The organism is Actinophytocola sp. (assembly GCF_050699935.1).
GTDB lineage: Bacteria > Actinomycetota > Actinomycetes > Mycobacteriales > Pseudonocardiaceae > Actinophytocola.
Genome location: NZ_JBOHGB010000010.1, coordinates 46543 through 68602 on the forward strand (window position 1 = coordinate 46543; position 22060 = coordinate 68602).

The window sequence follows — 22060 nt, forward strand, 5'->3', positions numbered from 1 at the left end:
GAGGGTGGACGGCTACGAGGTTCTCCCCGACGAGTTGGCCACGCACGCGGGCAAGCTCGACGGGTTCGTCGAGCGGTTCCGTACGGCCCGGGACGCGGCCAACCAGGTCACGATGAACAACGAGGCGTTCGGGGTCATCTGTCAGCCGTTCGCGTTGCTGCTCCAGCCGTTCGAGGAGAAGGGCGTGTCAGCGCTGGAACAGGGGAGTGACGCGCTGAGCGACACCGCGCGGAAGGTCCGGGACACGGCCACCTCCTACACCGGCACGGACACCGGCGAGGCCGCCGAGTTCCGCGGCATCGAGGGGGAGATGTAGATGCCGGAGGGGAACCCGCTCGTCGCCGCGCCGGTCGAGACGACCAACGCGGCCACCGGGATCGGTATCGCCGAGTCGGCGATGGACCTCGCCAACGGGGTGTCGGACGGATCGTGGGTGGAGGCGGGGCTGGGCGCCGCCGGCGTGGGCCTCGAGGTCCTGTCCATGGTGATCGACCCGGTCGGCACGTTGCTGTCCTACGGGGTCGGCTGGATCATCGAGCACTTCCAGCCGCTGAAGGAGGCACTGGACTGGCTGGCCGGTGACCCGCCGGAGATCCGGGCGTTCAGCGAGACGTGGGCGAACGTGGCCGAAGAGGTCAGCGCCATCACCCAGGAGTTCCTCAACGAGGTCAACTCCGGCACCTCCGGCTGGACCGGCCAGGCGGCCGACAGCTACCGCGCGCACGGCGCGGAGGTGGCCGACGCGCTCAGCGGCGCCTCCTCGCTGGCCGGCGGCATCTCCACCGGTGTCGCGATCATGGGCGAGGTCGTCGCCGCGGTCCGCGAGCTCGTGCGGGAGATCATCGCCGAGCTGGTCGGCCGGCTGATCGCGTGGGCCGCGGAGATCGCCGCGTCGCTGGGCTTCGCCACTCCGGTGGTCGTGGCGCAGGCGGTCTCCGCGATCACCAAGACGATCAACACGGTCTCCACCTTCATCCGCAAGCTGATCAAGACGATCGGCAACGTGTCGCCGCTGATCCGCAACGTCGTCACCAAGCTCGACGAGATCATCGGCAAGCTGTCGACACTGATGCGTGGTGCCGACGCCCCGTCGACCCCGAACGCGCCGAACGTCGCGCCCACCACCCCGTCCAGCATCCCGGATACGCCGACCACTCCGAGCGCCCCCACCACGCCTTCGAGCACTCCGGACGCCCCGACGACCAGAGGTCCGGACGGCCCGAGCTCCCCGGACAGTCCTGGCACGACCCCGAGCGGCACGAGTTCCCCCGACACGACGACCTCCCCCAACGGGTCCAGCTCGCCGAGCAGCGTCGCGGACAACAACACCAACCCCAGCGCGAATTCCAGAACCAACGAGAGCACGCCCAGAGGCGGCGACCCGATCGACCTCGCGACCGGTCGGATGTTCCAGACGATGGTCGACTTCGAGCTTGCCGGCAAGCTACCGCTGACCTTTGTCCGCGCACACCGGTCGGACTACCGCGCCGGCAGGTGGTTCGGCGCGTCCTGGTCGTCCACTTTGGACCAGAAGGTCGAGGTCACCACGGACGCCGTGCACTTCGCCGCGGACGACGGCATGCTGCTGAAGTACCCGATCCCGGGCGAGATCGGCTCGGTGCTCCCGGTTCAGGGGACCCCGATGCCGTTGTCCCGCACCGACGACGGTGGATTCACGATCAGCGCTGACGACCGGACGCTGCATTTCGCACCGCGAGCCGGTGTCCAGCTGCCGATATCCGCGATCAGCGACCGCAACGGCAACCGGATCGACGTCGACTACGACGCCGACGGCGCACCGGTCCAAATCCGCCACTCCGGCGGCTACCGGATCGCCGTGCAGACCGAGTCGAGCCGGATCAGCGCGTTGCGCCTGCTCGACCAGGACAGCGGTCCCGGCCTGCCGCTCGCTAACTACCGGTACGACGAAGCGGGCCGGCTCGTCGAGGTGGTCAACTCGTCGCGCCAGTCCATGCGGTTCGAGTACGACCAAGACGGTCGCATCACGCGGTGGGAAGACCGCAACGGCATGTGGTATCGGTTCGCCTACGACGCCGAGGGCCGGTGCGTCCGCGGTACGGGCCGGGACGGATGCCTGAGCTACACGTTCGAGTACGACGACCGGAACCGGATCACCCGGTCGACCAACTCGCTCGGCAACGTCACGACCTACCACCTCAACGACCAGTCGCAGATCGTGCGCGAGGTCGACCCGCTCGGCGACGAGACCCTGTTCGAGTGGGACGGCCACCATCGGCTGGTGTCCCGAACCGATCCACTCGGTCGCCGGTACGACTACACCTATGACGAGGCCGGCCACCTCGTCGTGAGCACTCGGCCGGACGGGACGAGGTCCACAGCCGAGTACAACGATCTCGGCCTCCCGATCACCGTCGTCGACCCGGACGAAGCGGTGTGGCACCAGGAGTACGACGAGCGCGGCAACCTCACCGCGGTCGTCGACCCCACCCAGGGCAGGACGACATACACCTACGGCGAGAGCGGTCAGCTGCTCACGACCACCGACGTGACCGGCAGAATCCGTCGGTACCAGACCGACGCAGCGGGGCTGCCGGTCGTGGTCACCACCGGAAAGGGCGCGACCACCCGGTTCGACCGCGACGCGTTCGGCAGAGTCTCGGCCATCACCGACCCGGTCGGCGGGGTCACCCGGTTCGGCTGGACCGTCGAGGGCCGGCCGGCGATGCGCGTCCTGCCCGACGGCGCCACCGAACGGTGGTCCTACGACGGGGAGGGCAACGCCAAGGAACGCGTCGACGCGATGGGCCGGGTCAGCAGGACCGAGATCAGTCACTTCGACTTGCCGGTCGCGCACACCGGTCCGGACGGCGCTCGCCTCGAGTTCGCCTATGACACCGAGCTGCGCGTCACCGCCGTCACCGACCCCCGGGGTCTGGTGTGGCGGTACTCCTACGACTCGGCGGGGCGGGTGGTCCGCGAGGTCGACTTCGACGGCCGCGAGCTCACCTACCGGTACGACGCGGCTGGGCAGGTCGTCGAGCGCACCAACGGCGCTGGCCAAACCGTGAGCTTCCGGAGGGACCCGTTCGGCCGGGTGGTGGAGCGGCGCGCAGGCGACGCGCTGACCAGCTTCGAGTATGACCCGGCCGGTCGGATGACGCGGGCGGTGAACGCCGACGCCGAGCTGGTCTTCGAGCGCGACGCGTTCGGTCGGGTGGTCGCCGAAACCTGCAACGGCAGAACGGTCCGCTCCAGTTACGACGTCAGGGGCCGGCGGACACATCGGGTCACCCCGTCCGGCGCGGAAAGCGTGTGGGAGTACGACGAGAACAACCAGCCGGTCGCTTTGCACACGGCCGGTCGCACGCTGCGGTTCGGGTACGACGCCGCGGGCCGGGAGATCGAGCGTCACCTCGGCGTGGGCGCGACGCTCACCCAGACCTGGGACGCCAATCACCGGTTGACCACACAGGCGCTGACGACACCGGACGGCGACCGAGGACCGGGGCTGATCCAGCGTCGCTCGTACCGGTATCACCTGGACGGCAACGTGGCGGCGGTCGTCGACCAGCTGGCCGGTCTCAGGGAGTACGACGTCGACCCGATCGGCCGGGTCACCGCGGTCCGCGGTCGTGACTGGACCGAGCGGTACTCCTACGACGCGTCCGGCAACATCACTGTGGCCGGGTGGCCCGCACGCGAGGATGACGCGGTCGGGGACCGCAGCTACGCCGGAAACCTGATCCGGCAGGCCGGGAACGTTCGCTACCAGCACGACGCCGAGGGTCGGGTGGTGCTGCGCCAGCACAAGACCCTGTCGAGCAGCGCGCGAAACTGGCACTACGCCTGGGATGCCGAGAGCCGGCTGGTCGGGGTGGTCACCCCGGATGGTCAACAGTGGCGATACCGGTACGACCCGCTCGGCCGCCGCATCGCCAAGGAGCGGCTCGACGGCGCGGCGGTCGTGGAGCGGGTCGACTTCGCCTGGGACGGTGAGGTGCTCGCCGAGCAGACGCACAGTTCGCGCACGACGGTGTGGGACTGGGAACCCGGTGGTTTCCGCCCGGTCAGCCAGCTCGAACGGGAGTCGGTCGACGAGCGGTTCTACGCGATCGTCACCGACCTGGTCGGCACGCCGACCGAACTGGTGGACTGGAGCGGCGCGCTGGCCTGGCGGTCGCAGGACACCCTGTGGGGCGCCGCACCGGCCACGCCGGCCGGCGAGGTCGCTACCCCGCTGCGCTTCCCTGGGCAGTACTTCGACCAGGAGACTCAGCTCAACTACAACTACCACCGCTACTACGATCCGGCGAGCGCCCGGTACCTGAGCAACGACCCGCTCGGCCTGGCGCCCGCGCCGAACCCACAGGCGTACGTCAGCAACCCGACCGCGTCGTTCGACCCGCTCGGTCTCGCGCCGTACAACCTGTACCGGGGCATGCGGACCGAGGGCGACCTGCCGAGGACGGGGCCGTCCGCGCGGACATTGGGTGCCCGTCCCGGAACCGACGTCACCCCAGACGCCGACGGCATGGTCCATCCTGGCGGCGGTGGCATCTCGATCGCGCCCGAGACTGCGAACAACCTGCCGTCGCACCGCCGTCCCCCGGAGTTCGGCGGCACCGGAAGGGACCCCGTGTGGTCGATCGATCCCGACGACCTACCGGAGGGGCTGGCCTACCGTCGCGACAGCCCGACATCGGGGCACGGCGTGATCGAACCGTCCAGGACGATGACCTACGAGGAGTACCAAAGTCTGATCGAGTCGACCGCGGGCAGCTGGAATAGGGTGGACCCATGACCTGGGAGGAAGACTTCGAGCAGGCGCTCGCGTCGCCGGACCCACTCAGGCGGCTGTCCGACAAGGTCGGAGAACTGGTCGACGGTGGCGCCGATCGCGAGGCGCTGCGGCAACGGCTGGAAGCATTTCATGTCAGGCTCGCTGATGCGGGCCGGGACGACGAGGACGACGTCGTGCTCGATGTGCTGGACTTCCTGACCGGCTGGTGCAATCCCAACCAGCGAATCTGACCAGACGCACCCAGCGGCGGTGTGCGTTCGTTCCCTCGGAGCGCCGGCGCGACCAGAGTTTCCCGGACCAGCCCAACCCGCGCCTGGTTCGCCGTATCTTCACGCACCGTGGACGACCTTACGTTGCGGCGTGAACTGGACTCCGTGATCGCCAGCGCGCTCGAACATGAGGAGGTCGTCGAGCAGCTCAGGGAACTGAAGATCCCTGGGATCGAGGTCGCCCGCGCCATCCGGAACAAGCCAGGCGTCATGGCGCGGTACCGCTCGGCCCGGGACTGGGCGCACCAGGCGGCGGTGGCCATTGGGTCGGACAGTGAACGGCTGTGGACTGCCCCGCTGCGTCGCCGGCGGTGGATCACCGTGTTGCCGCCCGCCGCCCAGCCACTGCTCGCTGTGATCATCGCGTTCGGCTACGGGAGCCTGTCGTTGACGGCCGTTCCCCGCATGCCGCTCGGGCTGGTGCTGTTCGCGATCGCCGGCGGGGCCGCAGTCCTGGCACTGTCTGTTCGGCTGGCGAGTGGCGCCGTGTACGGGATCTACAAAGGCGTCCGGCTGACCCGTGACTCGCGCCTCTGGGAGTCGGAGGTCCTGCGCACCATCGTCCTGCCCGAGATTCGCCAGTACCTCGCCGAGCAGGGGGAACCGCTGTACGGCACCGAGCTGTCAGTGGCCCGGGCGCGCCACGACGACGATGACCGGGAGGCGCCGACGGTCGTTACGACGGCGGGCAACCAGCTCAGGAGGATCCTCGGCCGCTCGACCGCCGAGGCGGTCGGCATCGCGGGACCACGCGGTGTGGGAAAGACGACGACGATCCGCGCGATCGCGGACGGCATGTTCAGCGCCCCGCTCGCGGCCCCGCCGCTGCCGGTGATCGCGGCCGCGCCGTCGAAGTACGAGGGCAGAGACTTCGTGCTGCACCTGCACGCGCTCCTGTGCAACGAGGTGGTCGCGCACACCAGTCCGCTGCTGCTCCTGCCCGGGCAGGAGGTGCGCCGACGCCCGCCGACCTGGCGGGTACTGAAGTGGCCCGCGGCCGTGGTGCTCCTGTTCGCGTCACTGCTGGGGGCGGCAGCCCTGCTCGGAACCGGGTTCACCGCCGCGATGGGCGAGCCCTTGGATCAGCGCGGCGTGTTCAGCCTCGGCACAGTGACCAGCGGACGGGCTCAGATCGCGCTGGTCCTCGTCGACGTCGCGGGCCTCGTCGCCGTCGCGGTGGTGCTCGCGGTGCTCTGCCTTGTCCCGGTCGGGCTGGCGATGGTGCTCGACGGCGGCGCGATCCGTCTCCAACGCCTCCGCCGCGCGAGCACCTACCCGTGGGCCGTGCGGTTGCGAGCGGAGGCGTTCGAGCAGCTGCGGAGCATCCGCTTCCTCCAGACCTATACCAGCGGGTGGTCCGGCAAGATCGGCCTCCCGCTCAAGGCGGAGGCCGGGTGGAACGCCGCGATCGCACGAGCCGAGCAGAACCGCACCCACCCGGAGGTGGTAGCGGACTTCCGCCGGTTCGCGGAGCGAACCGCGACCACGCTGAGCAACGCGGGAGTCATCGACCAGGTGATCATCGCGATCGACGAGCTCGACAAGGTGGACGACCCGGCCGAGGCGCACGCACTCGTCAACGACGTCAAAGGCATCTTCGGGATCCCGAACTGCCTTTTCCTCGTGTCCGTCTCAGAAGACGCGCTGTCGGCGTTCGAGCGGCGCGGGATCCCCGTGCGGGACGCGTTCGACAGCGCGTTCACCCAGATCGTACGCGTGGACAACTTCACGCTGGCCGAGAGCCGGCGCTGGCTGTCGCGGCGGCTGCGCGACGTGCCGGAACAGTTCACGTACCTGTTGCACTGCCTGTCCGGCGGACTGCCACGCGAGCTGCGCCGCGCGACGACCGAACTGGTCGACATCGTCGCCGAGGACGACCGCGGCGACCTCGAGTACGTGACCGAGGCGCTGCTCGATCGAGAGCTGGATCGCAAGACGCACGCGTTCATGGCCGCCGTGCACCGGTGCGACGACTCCGCCGAGCGGAGCGACTACGTCGCCGACCTCGTGACCGTCCCGGACGCGCGCACACCCGGGCAGCAGGTGGCGCTGGCGGAGAAGCTGCGGCCCAAGGAGACGGTCACCGAGCTGCGGAGCGTGCGGTGGCAGAGCGCGTGCTTCCTGCTGTTCTGCGCGACTGTCCGGGAGATCTTCGGCAACGCGCTCGGCCCGTCGGGACTCGGCGCGGAGCTCGAATCGCTCGCCCGGGCCAGGGCCCAGCTGAGCGTCGACCCGCAGGTCGCCTGGCGACTGGTGTGGTCGGTGCGCGAGGCGAGGGTCATGATGGCGGCGCCCTCCGAAGGACCGCGTGACGACTAGGGTGTCCGCGATCGTCAGCAGTCACACGATCCGTACGCCTCGACGTCACCTGAGCTTGAGCTCGCGCCCAGCGACCCGGCCAGATCCCGTCCGGATTACGTCGCCCCGGGCACTCGCTTCGTCTGCCTCAGCTCCACGGCCGTGCTGGCCGCCGACGCGGATGGCCCCCCACCGGGGCGTACGTGCGGTTCTCGCCCCGGTGAACGCGACGATCTGCGGCTCGGCTGGGTAATCGACCCGACCGACGAAGTCGCCTACCTGCACCTGTGGCCGGCCTCCGGACACGAGGTGATCGTGGGCGGTCTTCCGGTGCCGATGATCGGCCTTTGCGACGTGGCGACGGCGATCGTGCGGATCAGCGAGGCGCCGGCTGACACCCTGACAGGGGTGATCGACCTGGTCGCCGGTTGCCCGACCCAGGCCGAACCGGACCCAGGACCGCCAGCCCGATCACCTCCCTTGCCAGCTTTGGCAGCTACATCGTGATCGTCGGTTCAGCGGTCGCGAAGGACCGCTACGCCGATGATGTTCAGCGGTTCCTCGACGAGCATTAGCACCGTGGGGCGGCCGATGTGCGTGAGGCGCGAGTCCTTCACGTGCCGCTGGCCTGGGCGCTCGGCCAGCCGGCGTGCTCGACCGCCCAGGCGAGTGCGTAGTCGGCGACCTCCTCACAGCCCTTCTGCGCGGGCAGCAGGTGCGCCTTGCCCTCGTACTCTTTGATCTCGGTGACGGTGTTCGACTTGTAGTGCTTGGCGTTCGATCGCTGCACGTGTGTTGGCGAACGCGTAGTGCCACTGCTCGGCGGTGAGGCCGACCGCCCGGTGTCGGTTGGCCGGGTTCTTCAGCACCGGCGAGCCTGGCCAGCCGGTGACAGCGTTGGTCCGGTCGTCAGGTGGTGGCTTCGGTGAGGAACGCCGGTGGCGCCTGCAGGTCGTGGGCTCGGAACAGCACCGCGTGCTCGACCCCCAGCCGCTTCCCGTTCATCGCAAGGATCTTCGGGATGAAGTCCGCCGGCGCGGGATGGTCCGGGAGCGCGGCCAGGTACCCGGCATGTGCCTCCAGTGACGCGATCCCGCGCCGCAGTGGCTCACCGGTGACGTCCACACCGTGGGTCGCGTCGAGTCCGCCGGCGATTCCGGGGATGATGATCCAGCGCACGTCGCACGGTTCGAGGCCGTCGTCGTCGATCTGCTCGGCGAAGACCCACCGGTTGCCGGCGTCGCGCACCGCGTCGACCGTCGCCAGACCGGCGGCACGGTGATCGGACTGGTCGAAACCCATCGACGTCTCGACCTCGAACCCACCGCCGATCACGACATCCGGCTTGAACCGGCGGATCTCCTGACAGATGTCGCGGCGCAGATCCAGGCCGTATACCAGCATGCCGTCGGGGTGTTCGAGCACGGTGAGGTGCTTGACGCCGACGGCCGCGCACGCGGCCCGCTGGTCGGCGAGACGCAGGCGTGCGGTCTCCTCCGGCGGGTTCGGCATACCGGCTTCCCCGCGGGTGAGCAGCAGGTAGCCGACGTCGACTCCGCGCGCGGTCCAGCGCGCGACGGCGGCGGAGGTGCCGTACTCCATGTCGTCCGGGTGCGCGACGACGCAGAGTACGCGCTGGAAGGACTCGTCAGGCAGGGCAGGCAGCAACTCAGTCATGCTTACAGCTTGCACCTCGCGCCCCGAGCAGAGCCGGACGCACGACTGTCGGTATGGCGACTGATTCCGAACCGACTGTTCCCGAACGCTGGGAAACGCCCCGATCAGGTCAGAAGCGGCCCAGACCGACCGCGATCGGCGGCTCGCGGCGGCGATAGTCCAGGTTGACTTCCGGGAACTCGGAACAGGCCTACTGGATCAGGCCGTCACAGCCGACTTCAATACAGGCCAAGTCCCAGTAAGGGGACACGGCTCCACTCGGCCGCGCCGCCGAAGCAACGAGTGCGGCCACCGGGCATCGCTGCCCACGCCGTCGTGAACCCACGGTAGCGCGAGCACCCAGGCCTCATCGTCCGTCTACTGTAGACGAAATGCCGCGGCCTGACACCACACGGTGGCCTCCTGTGCACACTGGTCCCTCGGCGAAGCGGTGAAGAGGCCCGGCGCGTCGATCTGGAAGAACTGACCCGTCTGGCCGATGTCATCGGAGTACACCGAGAACGTGGTCAGGTAGTCCTGGCCGTCCACGATCTCGCCCGGCGCTCGGCGCCCCACTCGATCCACGAAAGATCCCCCGCGGAGTGCCCTGGTGGGGTCACGCCGGGCGGGCCACTTGACGTCCGGCACGTCGAAGGCGGCCGTGGAATCACCGGACGTCGGCGCGTACACCGTGCCCGCCGACTCCAGGCCGGCGAGCGCCCGACCCCCGCGAGGATTCGCCGTCGTGCTCGGCGTCACCAGAACGGCAATCCCGACCGCGACGACGAGCACGCCTGTCATCCGGCGCCGAGTCTACCGTCACCGACCACGGCAAACTGCTGACCGTTTTCTCGAAGTCCTTGGCGTCGGATCCGGTGTAGACAACGGTCGGCGGCGACTCTGAGGTGCCGGTGATCTCATAGGTGATGCTGTTCGTCGGAGCGGCGGAAGTTGACTTCTCGAGCTCGTTGCTGTCGCCCGTGTTGTCGGCGTTGTTGTCCTCGCCGCCGGGGAGGGTGAAGAACAGCACCGAGGCGACACCGACAACCACGACCGCCACTATCGCGCCGATGATCAACGGCAGGTTGCTCTTGCGCGGCGGCCCGCTCGGAAACCGTAGCGGGAATTGTTGATTCGGCACCTGCGGTTGGTTCGGATCGGGAACACCATGACCAGAGCCTGGCTGCATGCCTTGTCGTCCTTCTCAATGAACTGGAATCGCGGGGCTGAGTCAGTCGACCAACGACGCCTGTGCGGCCGGGCCGACGCCGTGCATGTCGCGGTACGGACCGTCAGCGTCGCGTTCTGGACATCCGGATGGGCACGCACCCTGCGGTCCTGGCGGCTGCGCACCCACGTCCACGCGGGATGGACACGTGCTGGGCTCGATGTAACCGCACCCACGTACGGATTCCCAGGCTCCTGCCGGCGGTAGTTCGACAGCCGCCGAATGCCCTGCTCGAGGTCTACGTTCGCCGCGTCGCGGTGCGGGCGAGATTGTCGTATCCGGGGTCGCTGCCAGGCCCAGAGCGGGCCAAGGTGGCGGCGGGTCGCGAGCGCACGGGCCGTGACAGTCACAACTTCCGATTACCGCCGTATGTCCGCGGGAGGGCTTGCATGCTCGATGCCAAACAGCACCAGGAAACGTTCCCGGCAGGCCACGACGGCGGCGCGAGCGGCAGCCGAAACAGGCACGTCGACCCGCGACTCACGCAGTCTCACGTTGGTCGACCGCCTCCTACGGAGTGTGCGGAATCAGTCACCTCACGCTGGGACGACCTCATCGCGGACGCCATGTCCACATGAGACATTCAGGGTTGGCGTTCGTAGTCGCGGACGTCGCAGCGAGCTTGGGAGATCGGCTGGGGCGTTGAGCCCGTTGTGGGGGCGACGCGGTTGACAACACTGTCGGCGGCCGCCCGTTTGTACGTGTTTTATACGCGGGGTTGCCACCATGACCGTGGATCTGAGCGAACGGAGTGTGCTGATGGTTCAGTCACCGGATGGGAGTGCGATCTACTCGAGGCGCCGGTTGCTCTCTCGTGGTGTCGCAGCCGGGGCGGTGCTGGTGGTGCCGGCGTTGGTTGGCACACAGGTTGCGGCCCGTGCGGCCACCCCGACTACCAGGGCGTTGGCGGTGGTGGACATGGAGATGGTGTTGGTTGCCTGCCAGGTGGATCCGCCGAAGTCGGGCACGGGTACCACGCCCGGCGCCGAGGAGCATGTGCTCACGGTGGAGCAGGCGCTGCGGGCGAAGGGCTTGCTCGCCACGGCTCAGACCGACGGCCATTTCGGTACCGCGACGTTGGATGCGTATGCCGCGTGGCAGCGCAGCCTGGGTTTCGAAGGCCTCGACGCCAACGGCGTCCCGGGTCGCACCTCGCTGATCCAGCTGGGCTCCGGCCGGTTCGACGTGACGCGGCCGGTAACGGCCGGCTCCCGCACCGACTCCTACGGCGGCAAAAGGGTCAACACCCGGACCGCCGACATGCTGCGGGCGGCGGACGGCATGCTCTCCTGGAGCCTGACCCTGACGCAAGGGTCCTACACGCCGGGCAACCCCGACTCGGCAGGCACCCACGACGGTGGCGGGGTGGTCGACATCAGTGTGAGCAGCATGAGCATGACCCAGCGGTGGCAGACCGTCCGTGCGCTGCGCACCGTCGGGTTCGCGGCATGGCTGCGCACACCCGATGACGGGTTCGCGTACCACATCCACGCCAACGGTATCTCCGACCCGGACATGTCCCGGCCCGCCCGCAACCAGGTCCACGACCACTACTTCGGCAGGAACGGGCTGGCCAACCACGCTCCGGACAACACGCCGGAGCAGTATCGCGTGGCGTTCACGTGGTGGGAGAGGTACAAACGCGGCTGAACATGCTGTGGTCGCGGTGAACGTGGCAGTCGCGTCGGGTGCGACAGTGTCCGTGCGAATCGATGTACTCGGTCGATCGTGGCACCTGGGTGGAGTCTTATGGTTCTGGCCGAACCGCGACCACGATGAGCCGTGCTCCGAATCGGCCGGCTTGGCCGGCGTGTGACCGGCCGAGCTGGACGACGTGTGCGTCGCCGGGGTCAAGCTCATGTATGGTCTCCCGTCCATCCGCTGCCACCGTGACTACGGTCAGCGTGCCGGCGAGCAGGTACCACACCTCCTCGCTGTGATGGCTGCTCGTTCAGTCGGGAAACAGCACGATCGGCCCGTTCACCAATAGCCGTCCATCATCCGTATCGGGCTGTTCGCGGCCAGTCGGGCCGAGCCCGTGGGTGTCGACGGGGGAGCGGCCTGGCCCGACCGGGTTCGGGTTGGCCCGCGCCTTGTCTGCGGTGGGGATCCGGTGTGTGGTCGCGACGCCCTCGAAACTGCGGCGGTCGTCGGGTGATCGGGTAAAGGGCGGTCGTCGGGTGATCGGGTAAAGACCGACGCTCGGGACGCGGTCCACTTGGACCGGTGCCCACGGCATGGTTGCGCCGTCAGCGGTTCCCCGGCCCGACGGTGCAGATGACGTTCGAGTCGGACTACGACGCCGTGCTCACCGTCCAAGCACGCCGCGACCGGCTCGACGAGGCGATCGCGGCCATGGCCGCCCACAGCGAGTTCACCCCGTTCGTGCGGCGTCTGGGCTGCCGCCTGGTGCCCAGCGAGTTGTCCTCCGGGACGGCGCGGGTCCGGGGCCCGATCACCAAACGGGCAACACCCATGCGCGGCGGCTGCTGGTCGAGGCCGCCCGGCACCACCGCGCCCGCCACGTCGTCGGCAAGACCATGCGCGACCTGTGGCGGCGATGAGGATCAGCCGTGCATCGTGTCCGTGTCCACCCGACTGCCGGGGTTCCAGCCGAGCTCGCGCAGCTGGATCCGCAAATGAACACGCCCGAGCGCGGTCCATCCTGCGCGTCGACACCAGCAACGCCGCCGGGTCGAGGTTGTCCAGCCGGCGAAGCGCCGGCAACACAGCCGGCCGGACCGTCACCGGGACCGAGCGCGTCAGGGATGAGCGCGCCGATCAGCCGCTCCCGCACCTGGCGACGCGATGAGACGGTTCACGCTCCAGGTCACTGCCCGGGTCGGCCCGCAACTGTGCGGACACCAGTATGCGTGGCGGCGGACGCCGTTTCCGTTGGCCGGATGCACGTACGCCGGAGGAGGTAACCGGTCGGCCTCCAGGACCGGAGAGTCAGCCGAAGGCGACCATTTCGCGGAGCCACTCCGTGAGCTTGGCGATCTCAGCGGCCGAGGCGGTGCCGAGTGGCTGGGAGCGGGTGAACCGTTGGGTGGAGACGGTAATGACCTCTTCGGTGCGCGCCCAACTTGGCCGGAGGAGCCCGGATCCAGCGGAGTCGATGCGCACGTGGTGGTCCAAGCCGCGGTCGCGGGTGGTCAGCGGCACGACGATCGCCATGTCGATGGGAAAACGGCAGTGGACCGACGAGCCCACCACCACAGCGGGCCGCAGACCGCCCTGCTCGTGTCCGATCGGCTGGCCGAAGTCCACCAGCCACACCTGCCACGGCGCGACACGCAGCCGTCGACTCACCGGCGGTACTCCGGGTACTCCTCCCCAGCATCGGGTAGGCCGTCACCGACGACCTGGTCGGTCAGTCGCGCTTCGGCCTGGTAGCCGGCCCACTCCTCAGGGTCAGCACGTAGTTCCTCGTACCGTTGCATGATCCGGTTGATCTGATGCTCCTTGACCAGCCGCCGGACCGCCTCACCCAACGCCACACCCTGGAAGTCGCGCTCCGCGATCATCGCCAGCTCGTTCCGTAACTCGCTGTCCAGCTGCATCGATGTCGTCGCCATAGACCCCAGTATAGTCGATGCTATAGACGTTGCTGGGTTGGACACTACGCGAGCCGACCTGGTTGACCTGTACCGGCGCACCGGTGACACGGACGGTGAAGCCGGCGCACGCGGCAACCGGGACTCACCTGTGCGAAGCTCGGCCGGCATGCAGAGGTACCGACACGCACTCCAGACCGCAGGCGATCGCCGTGGCGAAGCCGAGAAACCCCAGCGACTTCGGGATATCGCACACTCGCCAGAGCAATCGAGATCGGCGACGCCGAGCAGCAGCGGGCTCGCGACGGTCTCACCACATGCCGTCGCGAGACGCCGCGGATCCCGCGGGCCGGCTAGCGGAAGCCATGGGGCAATTGAGTGTGCGACGCGCTACCCACACGGCTCGACCTCGTGCCGTAGCGCAGCTTTGATGGGTGCGTCTGCCTGCTGCGATACGCGTCGAGCACCTCAAGGTCGATCTCGTCGCACACCGGGCGGACGGACTCGAAGTCCTCCCGGGGAAGATCGGGCAGGTGCCGCGGTCATGGCGACCACCACATCGGCGGGACATCGTGCGCCGGAACGGCGAGACGGGGTTGGTCTTCCTGGGACGTGCCGACGACCAGGTGAAGGTTCGGGGTTTCCGCGTCGAGCCGGGTGAGGTCGAGGCCGTGCTGGCGTCGTGTGCGGACGTGCGGCACGCCGCGGTGACGGTGCACGAGTACCGGCCGGGGGACAAGCGGTTGGTGGCCTACTACGTGCCGGCGGAAGGCGCGGCGATCGAACCGGAAGCGTTGCGACGACTCTCGGCCGACCGGCTGTCGGACTACTTGGTGCCCGCCGACTTCGTGTGTGTGGCCGAGCTGCCGGTCACCTGAACGGCAAGGTCGACTGGAAGTCGCTCCCGGCTCCCGATCGTGGTGACGACGAGCAGCGGGCTGCCGGAGGTAGGTCCCGACGACGACTTCGATCTCGGCGGGCATTCGCCGCTGGCGACAAGGATAGTGAGCCGCGTGCGGTCGGTGCTGCGTGCCGACGTCGATGTCCGCACGGTGCGCGACAACCCCACGGTCGCGCAGCTGACGGCGCGGCTCTCCGCTCGATGAGGTGGGGGAGGAGCGTGATCAGCGCGAGGGTTCCGTGGGACCTCCGCAACACCGCACGCAGTGCTACATCACTGCGTTGCTGTCTTCGCGATTTCAGCGCTCTGATCGCTGCTGGATGATCACGACGAGGCAGTCGTCACCTGTTTCCGTAGTCGTATGGTCTGTAGGGCAGCACCTCGGGCTCGGATGGCGGCTGGATCAGGCCGGCACCTGGCCGAAATGGGCCCCGCGAGACGAAGTCCTCGACGTGCCTGGTCAGCGTGTCGAGCTCCGCTCGCCGATCCGCTGGGCCGAGCCTCTCCTGGGGTCCGTCGATGTAGAGCACGGTGTGTTCCGTATATGGACCATTGCCGAGCACGGCGGTCGCCCGACTGCTCAGGCCCAGCGGCATCGCGTCGCAGCGGCGCTCCCGAGAAAGTCGCACGACCTCCTCGACGACTCGCTCCCAGTCACCGATCTTATGCCACAACGCACCACCATCGAGCTCGTACGTCAACGTCGACAGCGGGACGACGCAGCCCTGTGTGCGGTCCGGGAACTCGGTCAGGCACCGGAACATCAGCCCGCCGTCGGGTTGCGGAAGCCTGGAATGGAGCAAGGTCCTGGCGTGGACGATGGTCGCGTCGATCGGAACCGGGTGCTCGGGCGCGGAATAGGGTTCATGCAGCGCTAAAAAGTACACGTCCTCGACGGGCAACACGTGCTCCCTTCGGTAGGTGGGTGATCAACTTAATGCACTGCGGCGCGCCGACTCGCCGCGACCCGCCGTCCAGCTAACCCGGTGACGGTGTAGTTGGTCAGCTCGTTCCCGAGCCCAAAGCGGCAGACACTCATGAACGGGAGGAAGTGCGCGAACGCAGCCCAGGCGTTGTCCCACAGCGTTGCTTGGCGGCGGCTTCAAGGGTGCGGCGTAGACCGGTTTGGGTGCCTTCGAGATGACGTCCCAGTGCTGGCGGCCGGCGTACCGGGAGCTGTCGCGCAGCGGGTGCACGAGGCAGGTTGGGGTGATCGTGCGTGGCCACACCGCGCCGATCGCGTCCGACAGGCCCACCACGCGTTCTGGCCTTGGCTGTAGCCGGACGTGCGGCTCGAACCGAGTGCTCTTCGCGCCGGGCCGGCAATGCCAAGGGCCACGTGTGGGAGGCCAGGATGGCGAACGACGCCAAAGGTGAACCGGGCGACGTCGAGCTGCCAAACCGGTCAGGGTCTGTCGTTACACCGGGCCGCACATCATCGGGTGGTGGGGTATGGCCCCCGGCGGCCACGCGCTGGCTTATGCCAACGACGTGAACGAGTACAGCCCGATGTGGTTTCCGGCGGGCATCCGCGGGGCTTCCGCGGACTTTACGTCGGGGACGACGAGCACTCACCCTCAACCTCGGATAACCGCTGGTCGGCGCGGCGCAGCCGCCGGCGTCGCGCCTGCGACCCGGTGCACCACAGCCCGGACGTCAGCCTGGGAATGCCGCCGAACGTGGGTCGTTGATCGAACCCCAGGATCGTGGGTTAGCTTGGTCAACCATGTCGACTCAGGCCGAGCGCTCGATCACGTCTGCTGCGGTGGGTGCGTGATGGACTGGCACCTCGTGCTCGCTGGCGGGCTGGTCGGCTTCGTGGTCGGGTTGACCGGCATGGGCGGCGGTGCGCTGATGACGCCCATCCTGGTGTTGTTCTTCAAGGTCGACCCACTCACGGCGGTCTCGAGTGACCTGGTGGCCTCGGTGGCCATGAAGCCGGTGGGCGCCGCGGTGCACCAGCGGCGCGGCACCGTGGACCTGCGACTGGTGCGGCTGCTGTGCTACGGCTCGGTGCCGGCGGCGTTCTGCTCGGTACTCCTGCTGCGCCTGCTGACCGATCCGGCGTCGCTGCAGTCGGTGATCCGTGGCGGACTGGCCGTCGCGTTGTTGCTGGCCGTGTCGACCGTCGTGGTGCGGGGGATCATCGTACGGATCCGAGTGCGCGAGCCGAAGACGGGGACCCTGGCGGTCCGGCCGGTGCCGACCGTTCTCGTGGGATTCGTGGGCGGGCTCGTGGTCGGAGTCACGAGCGTCGGCTCCGGCTCGCTGATCATCGTCGCGCTGATGCTGCTCTATCCCAGCCTCACCATGGCGAGGTTGGTCGGCACCGACCTGATGCAGGCGATCCCGCTGGTGGGTTCGGCTGCGCTGGGGCACCTGCTGTTCGGCAACGTCGAGTTCCACCTGACGACGACGCTGCTGCTGGGCGCGCTGCCCGCCGTCTACCTCGGGGCAAGGTTGTCGTCCCGAGCGCCCGCCGGACTGATCCGGTCAGCGCTGCTGATCGTGCTGATGGCCTCGGCGCTCAAACTGCTCGGCGCACCCGACACCGTGGTGCTGTGGGTCAGCGCCGGCATGATCGCCGTGGCCATACCACTGCTGCTGGTCCGGGTCCGGCGGACCAGCGGGTCGACCGCAGGGTCCGGGTGACCGGGCCGCGGTCGGGAATCCCGGGCGTGGGATTCGCCCGCGTGGGTGGGAACAGTCAGCGGTCACTTCTGTGCCGGCGGCAACTGTTGTCCTCGCGCCCGACGGCACCACAAGGCGGGTTTCCACGTTGGACGCGTCGTCGCCGGCCGGATCGCGCCCCTGCCCGTCGTCGGCAAGGTGGCCGTCTTCGCCGCCTCTGACTGGGCCCATACCCTGACCAGCTTGGCCAGGCCGTGGCGGTGGCGGTGGGTTAGGGATGTGTCAGGGTGATCAGCAAGCCGGGGTGGTCGGTGGTGTCCATCATGTCGATCTTGGTGGTCGTGCTGTACGCCAGGTCGTTGCTGGCGTACAGGTGCTGGACGGTTCCGTCGCCCCGGCGGGAGAACCCGGTGGGATCGCAGTCTTGCATGCTCGGGGAGTCCTGGTTGTGCAGGTTGAAATCACCGACGACGATGGTTGGCCGCGGATAGCGGGCTGCGCGGCGCATCAGGTCCTGGCATTGCGCGAGGGCGGTTGGTGCGTGGTCCGAGGACAGGTGGGTGGTGCAGGCGCTGAGTGTGGGGGCGGGCAGGCACGCCCAGGACCGCAGTTCCTTGTGGCCGTCCGCGGCCGTGTACTGGGCGTTGTACACGCCGGACTGCTCGGTGGTGCCGGCGAATCTTGCCGCGACCATGATGATGTTGCCGTACTGCTGGTTACCACCCCGGCACAGAGTGGGTGTGCCGTCCAGGTTGCGTGCGGCGACGAACAGGGCCCGTGCGGGCCCCATGGCCGGTCGCAGCCGGTCGATGTCACCGGAACACGCCTCGTTCACGGACAACACCTGCGGCTTGCTTGACCTGATCACGTCGGTAGCCTTGGTCAACACCGCGTCGTCTCGATAGCAGTGGTTCATGCCACCGTGACAGATGTTGAGCTGTAGCACGGTGATCGTGGCTCCGGCGCTCGTCGCAGTCGCCGACGGCACGGCCAACAGCGCGAACGTCGTCAGGACGGTGATCACGCGGTTCACCCCAAGACATAAGCAGAAATCCCAGCACACCCACAACCGGCAGTCGCATGACCTGAGACCGAACGCTCAAGGCACTACCGAACCCGCGCGATGCTGGTCTTATGCTGTCCGGCGGAACCGGAGAATCTCTGCGCCGGGTGCGGATGTCCTTCACGGCTTGGTGACCGTCGGTGATGACGTGTGCGTGACTTGAAGTCACCATGTCATCAGGTTGGGATCAGCTCCACGATCTTGGTGGTGCGACATGGACAGAAGATTCGAGAGCGTCGGCTGACGTTCGAGGAGTTTGCGGAGTTCGATTGGGGAGGTGTGGCCGGCGACCACGCGGCTGTTCGAACGCAATTTTGGTATGAACGTGGACGAGCTACCCACGGGCAGCGAGGTGCGCGTATCGACGACACGTCATTGGCAGCTATAGGTGAATGTAACGCGAGCGTCGCTTACCGGACGCGATCCACGTAGGCGCATGAGGTGGCGAGCAGTGCGGGAAGCGCATCGATAAAGTGCTTCAGCACCTGGTTCGGGTCGGTCTCGCTTCCGGAACGAGCCACAGACTCCCGACGGCGGTCGGAGACCACATACTCGACGGCATCCCACAGCGAAGCGTGTCGGTGCGCGAACATCCACAGATGGTAGGCGTCGTGCCCGACGTTTACCCGCGGTGCACCCGGAAGTCCGATCTGGAAGTAGTGCGGGGTTTCCGGAGTATTGCCCAATCCCACTGCCAGGGGATCGACTTGATGGGTATAGGCGAATTTCTGCATCTGTTCGGCGTTAAGCGGTAGCTCGACAACGAGTCCGAACTCAACCAGGCGGTCGACAACTTCGGTAACCTTTGGCGCGTCCATCTCGGTGGCTTTACGGTGCACTCGTTCGCGACACGGCGGGTCCTCGTTGATCGTCGCCGGGTCGCCGTGTGCGAGTGCCCACACCCTCAGCTCTTCGTGGTCGATGCCGAAAATGCCATCCGCGTACCGGATTTCGTAAGAATCCGGACGGCCGCTCTCGTCCGTGAACAGCGGTCCAACAGAGTGACCAACAGGAACAAGAATAGCCTCGCCGCTTCCCGCCAGAAGCGGCCCGTACGATTCGGACACTAGTTTTGAGGCGACCTCGTGCGGCATGTTGGACCTCAGAAAGTCGTTTAGCTCGCGTCGTAGCGCGTCCTCGTGCTCGTACAGCACCTCAAGTTGATGAAAGGTTGGTCTCGTTTTCGAGGATCGGATTTTGAAGGCCTCTGCCCAGTACAGCGATCGAAGGTGGTGTTCTTGCCCCGAGCCGATCAAATCCTGGTAGTCGTCGATCGCTCGGGTGATCTGGTTGTCGGCTTCCTCGTGTAGACCAGCTTCGTCCGCTCGGCTCGCCAGGGCCGAGCGTGCATCGGCCAAACTCGCAAGGAGGTCGTGACGTCCAGAGCCGACAGCCTGCACGTAGTACTCCACGGCTGCCCGGGCCGCGACCAGCGCCGCTTCGGCCGCGCCGGCACGTTCGTGCGCCTCACCCAGCCAATAGTGGGCGTAACCGATCTCGTTCGCGCTGGCGTCGGTGCCAAGTGTGTCGAGGTGGTGCTGCCAGAGTGCGACTTCCAGCGGCGCCAGCACCTCCTGCGTTGCCGGTAGGTGTTCGGCGGCGAGGCGAGCCGCCTCGCTGGATGCCGATCTGATCTGCGGCCGGATTATCTCGATCATTGGTTCGGGGTTGGCGAGACCGGCGACGATGGTGCTGCTGGCCGGGATGAATACCTCAGGAAATTGATGTAGAAGAGTGCGAATGCACTCGATGGTGCGCTCTTGCGCGAGTGTTGGGTTGCCCGCGCTGGTCGAAGCGGCTGCGAGGTCTGATGCGCGGGTCAGCACGAGCAGCGTATGGACCGCCTGTACGGTGGTCACCGTCTCCGTGAACGGTCGGCAGACGGTGTCAACGCAATACTCGGTGCTCCCTGCCGTGGCCGCTGTGTCCAGCACGAGCGTCTCGCCGAGCCGGTCTGGCCGTAGTGGATCCCAGTATCGGTCTGTAACCGAACTTGGGTACACCTCATGCAGTGTCGCCGCCAAGTGGCTCTTGAACACCTCCGACACCGGGAACCCGTCGAGCGCGATGGCGAGCGCCCGCTCGGCCTGCGAGACGTCAGCGGCAAGGTAAAGAGCGGGAACTGCGAGTATCCGGTCCACGATCTCGCCGAATGTCACGTGGGCTGGATCCATTGCGGCGTTCTGAGCGCGGAGCCATTTCGCCCACCAGCGCCGTTCGTGTCCGAGAACCGCGTGGAGTGGCCCCAACGGATCGATGCGCGGTGGAGGCTCTCCATGCTCCTTCTCGTGTAGAACTACGCTGAGGGCGGCGGCGTGCATACCGAGAATGCTTTGGTCTCCCGCTGGCTCGGATGCGAGGACTGTGGGCATTGACTTGGGCGGCCGATCGAACACAGCGGCGTAAAAGTCACGGTAGGCCAGTGTCAGCAATTCGCGCCGGTCCGTCCCAGCGTGGATCTCGCCGAGCCTGATCGGCTCGCTGTCGACCAGGTGTCCGACGTCGGGGTTGCTGGTGAGGGTTCGCCACCAGGCGCCGACCGTGCGGGCGAGCAACAGGATGCGAACATTCTCCAGGCGCGCACCAGCCATCCTGGCGAGGAACTTCGGCAGTTCGTAAGCCCAGTCCTCGGCGTAGTCGACGCACAGCAGCACTCTCGCTTCGACACCGGCCAGCGCGTCGGCGAGTGCGTCTAGGTCGCCGAGCGGTCGGCTGGTGAGATGTCCGACGAACCAGTCGGGCTCACGATCGAGTAGCGCACCGAGTTCGATCGAGAGGCGCGTCTTGCCCGCGCCTCCTGGACCGTGGACGAGACGCACAGTCTGTGCCGTGTCTTGCTCGCACCATTGGCGCAGTTCAACCAGCTCTGGTCGAGCCACGAACCCCGCGACTCGGCGTGCCGGGTCCAGATAGTACGAGGGCAGGCGGCGGTCCTCGTCGACCTGCGGGGTGGGCCGGGAATGCAGTAGATGGTGCAGTCGCTGCGCGGGTGACGACCGGGATGTCTGGCGCCGCCACCGCGGTGCCGGCGCGAGCTCGGCTACAAGGCGTTCATGTCGCTTTTCCCAGTAGATGAGGTCGGTCGACACCGACAGCGGCCGCTTCTGCCTCGCCGCTTCGGCGCGGCAGGCTCGCACCCAGGCCAGCACCAGGTCGAGGTTGGGTGCCCGGTTGATGTTGCGCCCGTTCTCGATCTCGTTGACCCGACCAGTACTCGCCGACTTACCCTGCGTAGCGAGGTCGGGCGTCATCAGGCGGGCAAGGCGCTCGCAAGTCAGGCCGGATTCGGTCCGCAGCGCCTTGAGTCCCGCGCAGAACTGCTGGAGTGGGCTGCCCTCCTCTGCCGTTGACGCCATCTCGTATGTACCCCTCGCGTTCGACGTCTCTTCGAGGCGTGGCTGGCCGCCATGGCTGTGACCAGTCGCGTCCCGTGTTCGATGTTCGGACCCGTTCGAAGTTCCCGCTCGTGTCTAGCACAGCAGCCACCGTGATGTCAGACCTGACAACGCGGCGGATGGAGCCACGACATGACAAATGCCTTCGAACTCGGAACGGCGATTGTGCAGCTGCTGACGGCCGTCGCTGTCATACATCGCACGCTCGGAAAACGCCGAGACCGGCGACCACCGCGTGATGGTGAATGAGGAGTTGGCGACCCGCTCCGTTGCTGACGA

19 protein-coding genes and 1 pseudogene are annotated in these 22060 nt (G+C 67.6%); 10 read left to right on the forward strand and 10 right to left on the reverse strand.

Annotated features, from left to right (window positions below; translation table 11 throughout):
- Window positions 1-4 precede the first annotated feature (4 nt).
- From ACRDTB_RS06410 to ACRDTB_RS06430, 5 genes are all read left to right on the forward strand, one after another.
- Window positions 5-316, forward strand: coding sequence for a type VII secretion target (locus tag ACRDTB_RS06410; RefSeq protein WP_431429032.1), 312 nt, complete (start codon window positions 5-7; stop codon window positions 314-316).
- On the forward strand, window positions 317-4783 hold the full coding sequence (locus ACRDTB_RS06415) for a DUF6531 domain-containing protein (protein ID WP_431429033.1): 4467 nt from the start codon (window positions 317-319) through the stop codon (window positions 4781-4783). It abuts the gene before it with no gap.
- Window positions 4780-5013, forward strand: coding sequence for a hypothetical protein (locus ACRDTB_RS06420; protein ID WP_431429034.1), 234 nt, complete (start codon window positions 4780-4782; stop codon window positions 5011-5013). The genes ACRDTB_RS06415 and ACRDTB_RS06420 overlap by 4 nt, the downstream gene beginning before the upstream one ends.
- A 108-nt stretch (window positions 5014-5121) precedes the next feature.
- Entirely contained in the window at window positions 5122-7371 is a 2250-nt protein-coding gene (locus ACRDTB_RS06425; RefSeq protein WP_431429035.1) for a P-loop NTPase fold protein, read from the forward strand.
- A gap of 141 nt (window positions 7372-7512) precedes the next feature.
- A complete protein-coding gene (locus ACRDTB_RS06430; protein ID WP_431429036.1) occupies window positions 7513-7857 on the forward strand; it encodes a hypothetical protein in 345 nt (114 codons plus the stop codon).
- A gap of 106 nt (window positions 7858-7963) precedes the next feature.
- On the opposite strand, the gene ACRDTB_RS06435 is transcribed toward ACRDTB_RS06430, so the two are convergent.
- The 4 genes from ACRDTB_RS06435 to ACRDTB_RS06450 form a co-directional block, all read right to left on the reverse strand.
- Window positions 7964-8140, reverse strand: coding sequence for a hypothetical protein (locus ACRDTB_RS06435; RefSeq protein ID WP_431429037.1), 177 nt, complete (start codon window positions 8138-8140; stop codon window positions 7964-7966).
- A gap of 119 nt (window positions 8141-8259) precedes the next feature.
- Window positions 8260-9027 (reverse strand): PIG-L deacetylase family protein, encoded by a 768-nt coding sequence (locus tag ACRDTB_RS06440; RefSeq protein ID WP_431429038.1) that lies wholly within the window; start codon window positions 9025-9027, stop codon window positions 8260-8262.
- 357 nt (window positions 9028-9384) lie between these two features.
- The gene (locus ACRDTB_RS06445; protein ID WP_431429039.1) at window positions 9385-9591 is read right to left on the reverse strand and encodes a hypothetical protein; all 207 of its coding nucleotides are present in this window, start codon (window positions 9589-9591) and stop codon (window positions 9385-9387) included.
- 82 nt (window positions 9592-9673) lie between these two features.
- Window positions 9674-10195, reverse strand: a complete 522-nt coding sequence (locus ACRDTB_RS06450; RefSeq protein WP_431429040.1) for an MmpS family transport accessory protein — start codon at window positions 10193-10195, stop codon at window positions 9674-9676.
- Between the two features lie 957 nt (window positions 10196-11152).
- On the opposite strand from ACRDTB_RS06450, the gene ACRDTB_RS06455 reads away from it, so the two are divergent.
- A complete protein-coding gene (locus tag ACRDTB_RS06455; protein ID WP_431429041.1) occupies window positions 11153-11884 on the forward strand; it encodes a peptidoglycan-binding protein in 732 nt (243 codons plus the stop codon).
- 576 nt (window positions 11885-12460) lie between these two features.
- Window positions 12461-12877 carry a hypothetical protein gene (locus ACRDTB_RS06460; protein ID WP_431429042.1) on the forward strand — a complete coding sequence of 139 codons (417 nt, stop codon included), beginning with the start codon at window positions 12461-12463 and terminating at the stop codon, window positions 12875-12877.
- 309 nt (window positions 12878-13186) lie between these two features.
- Here ACRDTB_RS06460 and ACRDTB_RS06465 read toward each other — a convergent pair whose 3' ends face one another.
- Both ACRDTB_RS06465 and ACRDTB_RS06470 read right to left on the reverse strand, forming a co-directional pair.
- Window positions 13187-13546 (reverse strand): type II toxin-antitoxin system PemK/MazF family toxin, encoded by a 360-nt coding sequence (locus ACRDTB_RS06465; RefSeq protein ID WP_431429043.1) that lies wholly within the window; start codon window positions 13544-13546, stop codon window positions 13187-13189.
- Entirely contained in the window at window positions 13543-13812 is a 270-nt protein-coding gene (locus ACRDTB_RS06470; protein ID WP_431429044.1) for a hypothetical protein, read from the reverse strand. Before ACRDTB_RS06470 ends, ACRDTB_RS06465 begins: the two co-directional genes overlap by 4 nt.
- 413 nt (window positions 13813-14225) lie before the next feature.
- Between ACRDTB_RS06470 and ACRDTB_RS06475 the strand changes: the two genes are divergently transcribed.
- Both ACRDTB_RS06475 and ACRDTB_RS06480 read left to right on the forward strand, forming a co-directional pair.
- Window positions 14226-14669, forward strand: coding sequence for an AMP-binding enzyme (locus tag ACRDTB_RS06475; RefSeq protein WP_431429045.1), 444 nt, complete (start codon window positions 14226-14228; stop codon window positions 14667-14669).
- A 39-nt stretch (window positions 14670-14708) separates the two neighbouring features.
- Window positions 14709-14897: a phosphopantetheine-binding protein gene (locus ACRDTB_RS06480; RefSeq protein WP_431429046.1), complete on the forward strand. Its 189-nt coding sequence runs from the start codon at window positions 14709-14711 to the stop codon at window positions 14895-14897.
- 136 nt (window positions 14898-15033) lie between these two features.
- On the opposite strand, the gene ACRDTB_RS06485 is transcribed toward ACRDTB_RS06480, so the two are convergent.
- Window positions 15034-15594 (reverse strand): hypothetical protein, encoded by a 561-nt coding sequence (locus ACRDTB_RS06485; protein WP_431429047.1) that lies wholly within the window; start codon window positions 15592-15594, stop codon window positions 15034-15036.
- A gap of 204 nt (window positions 15595-15798) precedes the next feature.
- Window positions 15799-15945, reverse strand: a pseudogene (locus ACRDTB_RS06490) (transposase); the annotation flags it as partial.
- A gap of 523 nt (window positions 15946-16468) precedes the next feature.
- Here ACRDTB_RS06490 and ACRDTB_RS06495 point away from each other — a divergent pair.
- Window positions 16469-17344 (forward strand): sulfite exporter TauE/SafE family protein, encoded by an 876-nt coding sequence (locus tag ACRDTB_RS06495; protein ID WP_431429048.1) that lies wholly within the window; start codon window positions 16469-16471, stop codon window positions 17342-17344.
- Between the two features lie 250 nt (window positions 17345-17594).
- Here the strand turns inward: ACRDTB_RS06495 and ACRDTB_RS06500 are convergent, their stop codons facing one another.
- Window positions 17595-18347 (reverse strand): endonuclease/exonuclease/phosphatase family protein, encoded by a 753-nt coding sequence (locus ACRDTB_RS06500; RefSeq protein WP_431429049.1) that lies wholly within the window; start codon window positions 18345-18347, stop codon window positions 17595-17597.
- Between the two features lie 449 nt (window positions 18348-18796).
- Window positions 18797-21742 carry a hypothetical protein gene (locus ACRDTB_RS06505; protein WP_431429050.1) on the reverse strand — a complete coding sequence of 982 codons (2946 nt, stop codon included), beginning with the start codon at window positions 21740-21742 and terminating at the stop codon, window positions 18797-18799.
- Window positions 21743-22060: the final 318 nt, after the last annotated feature.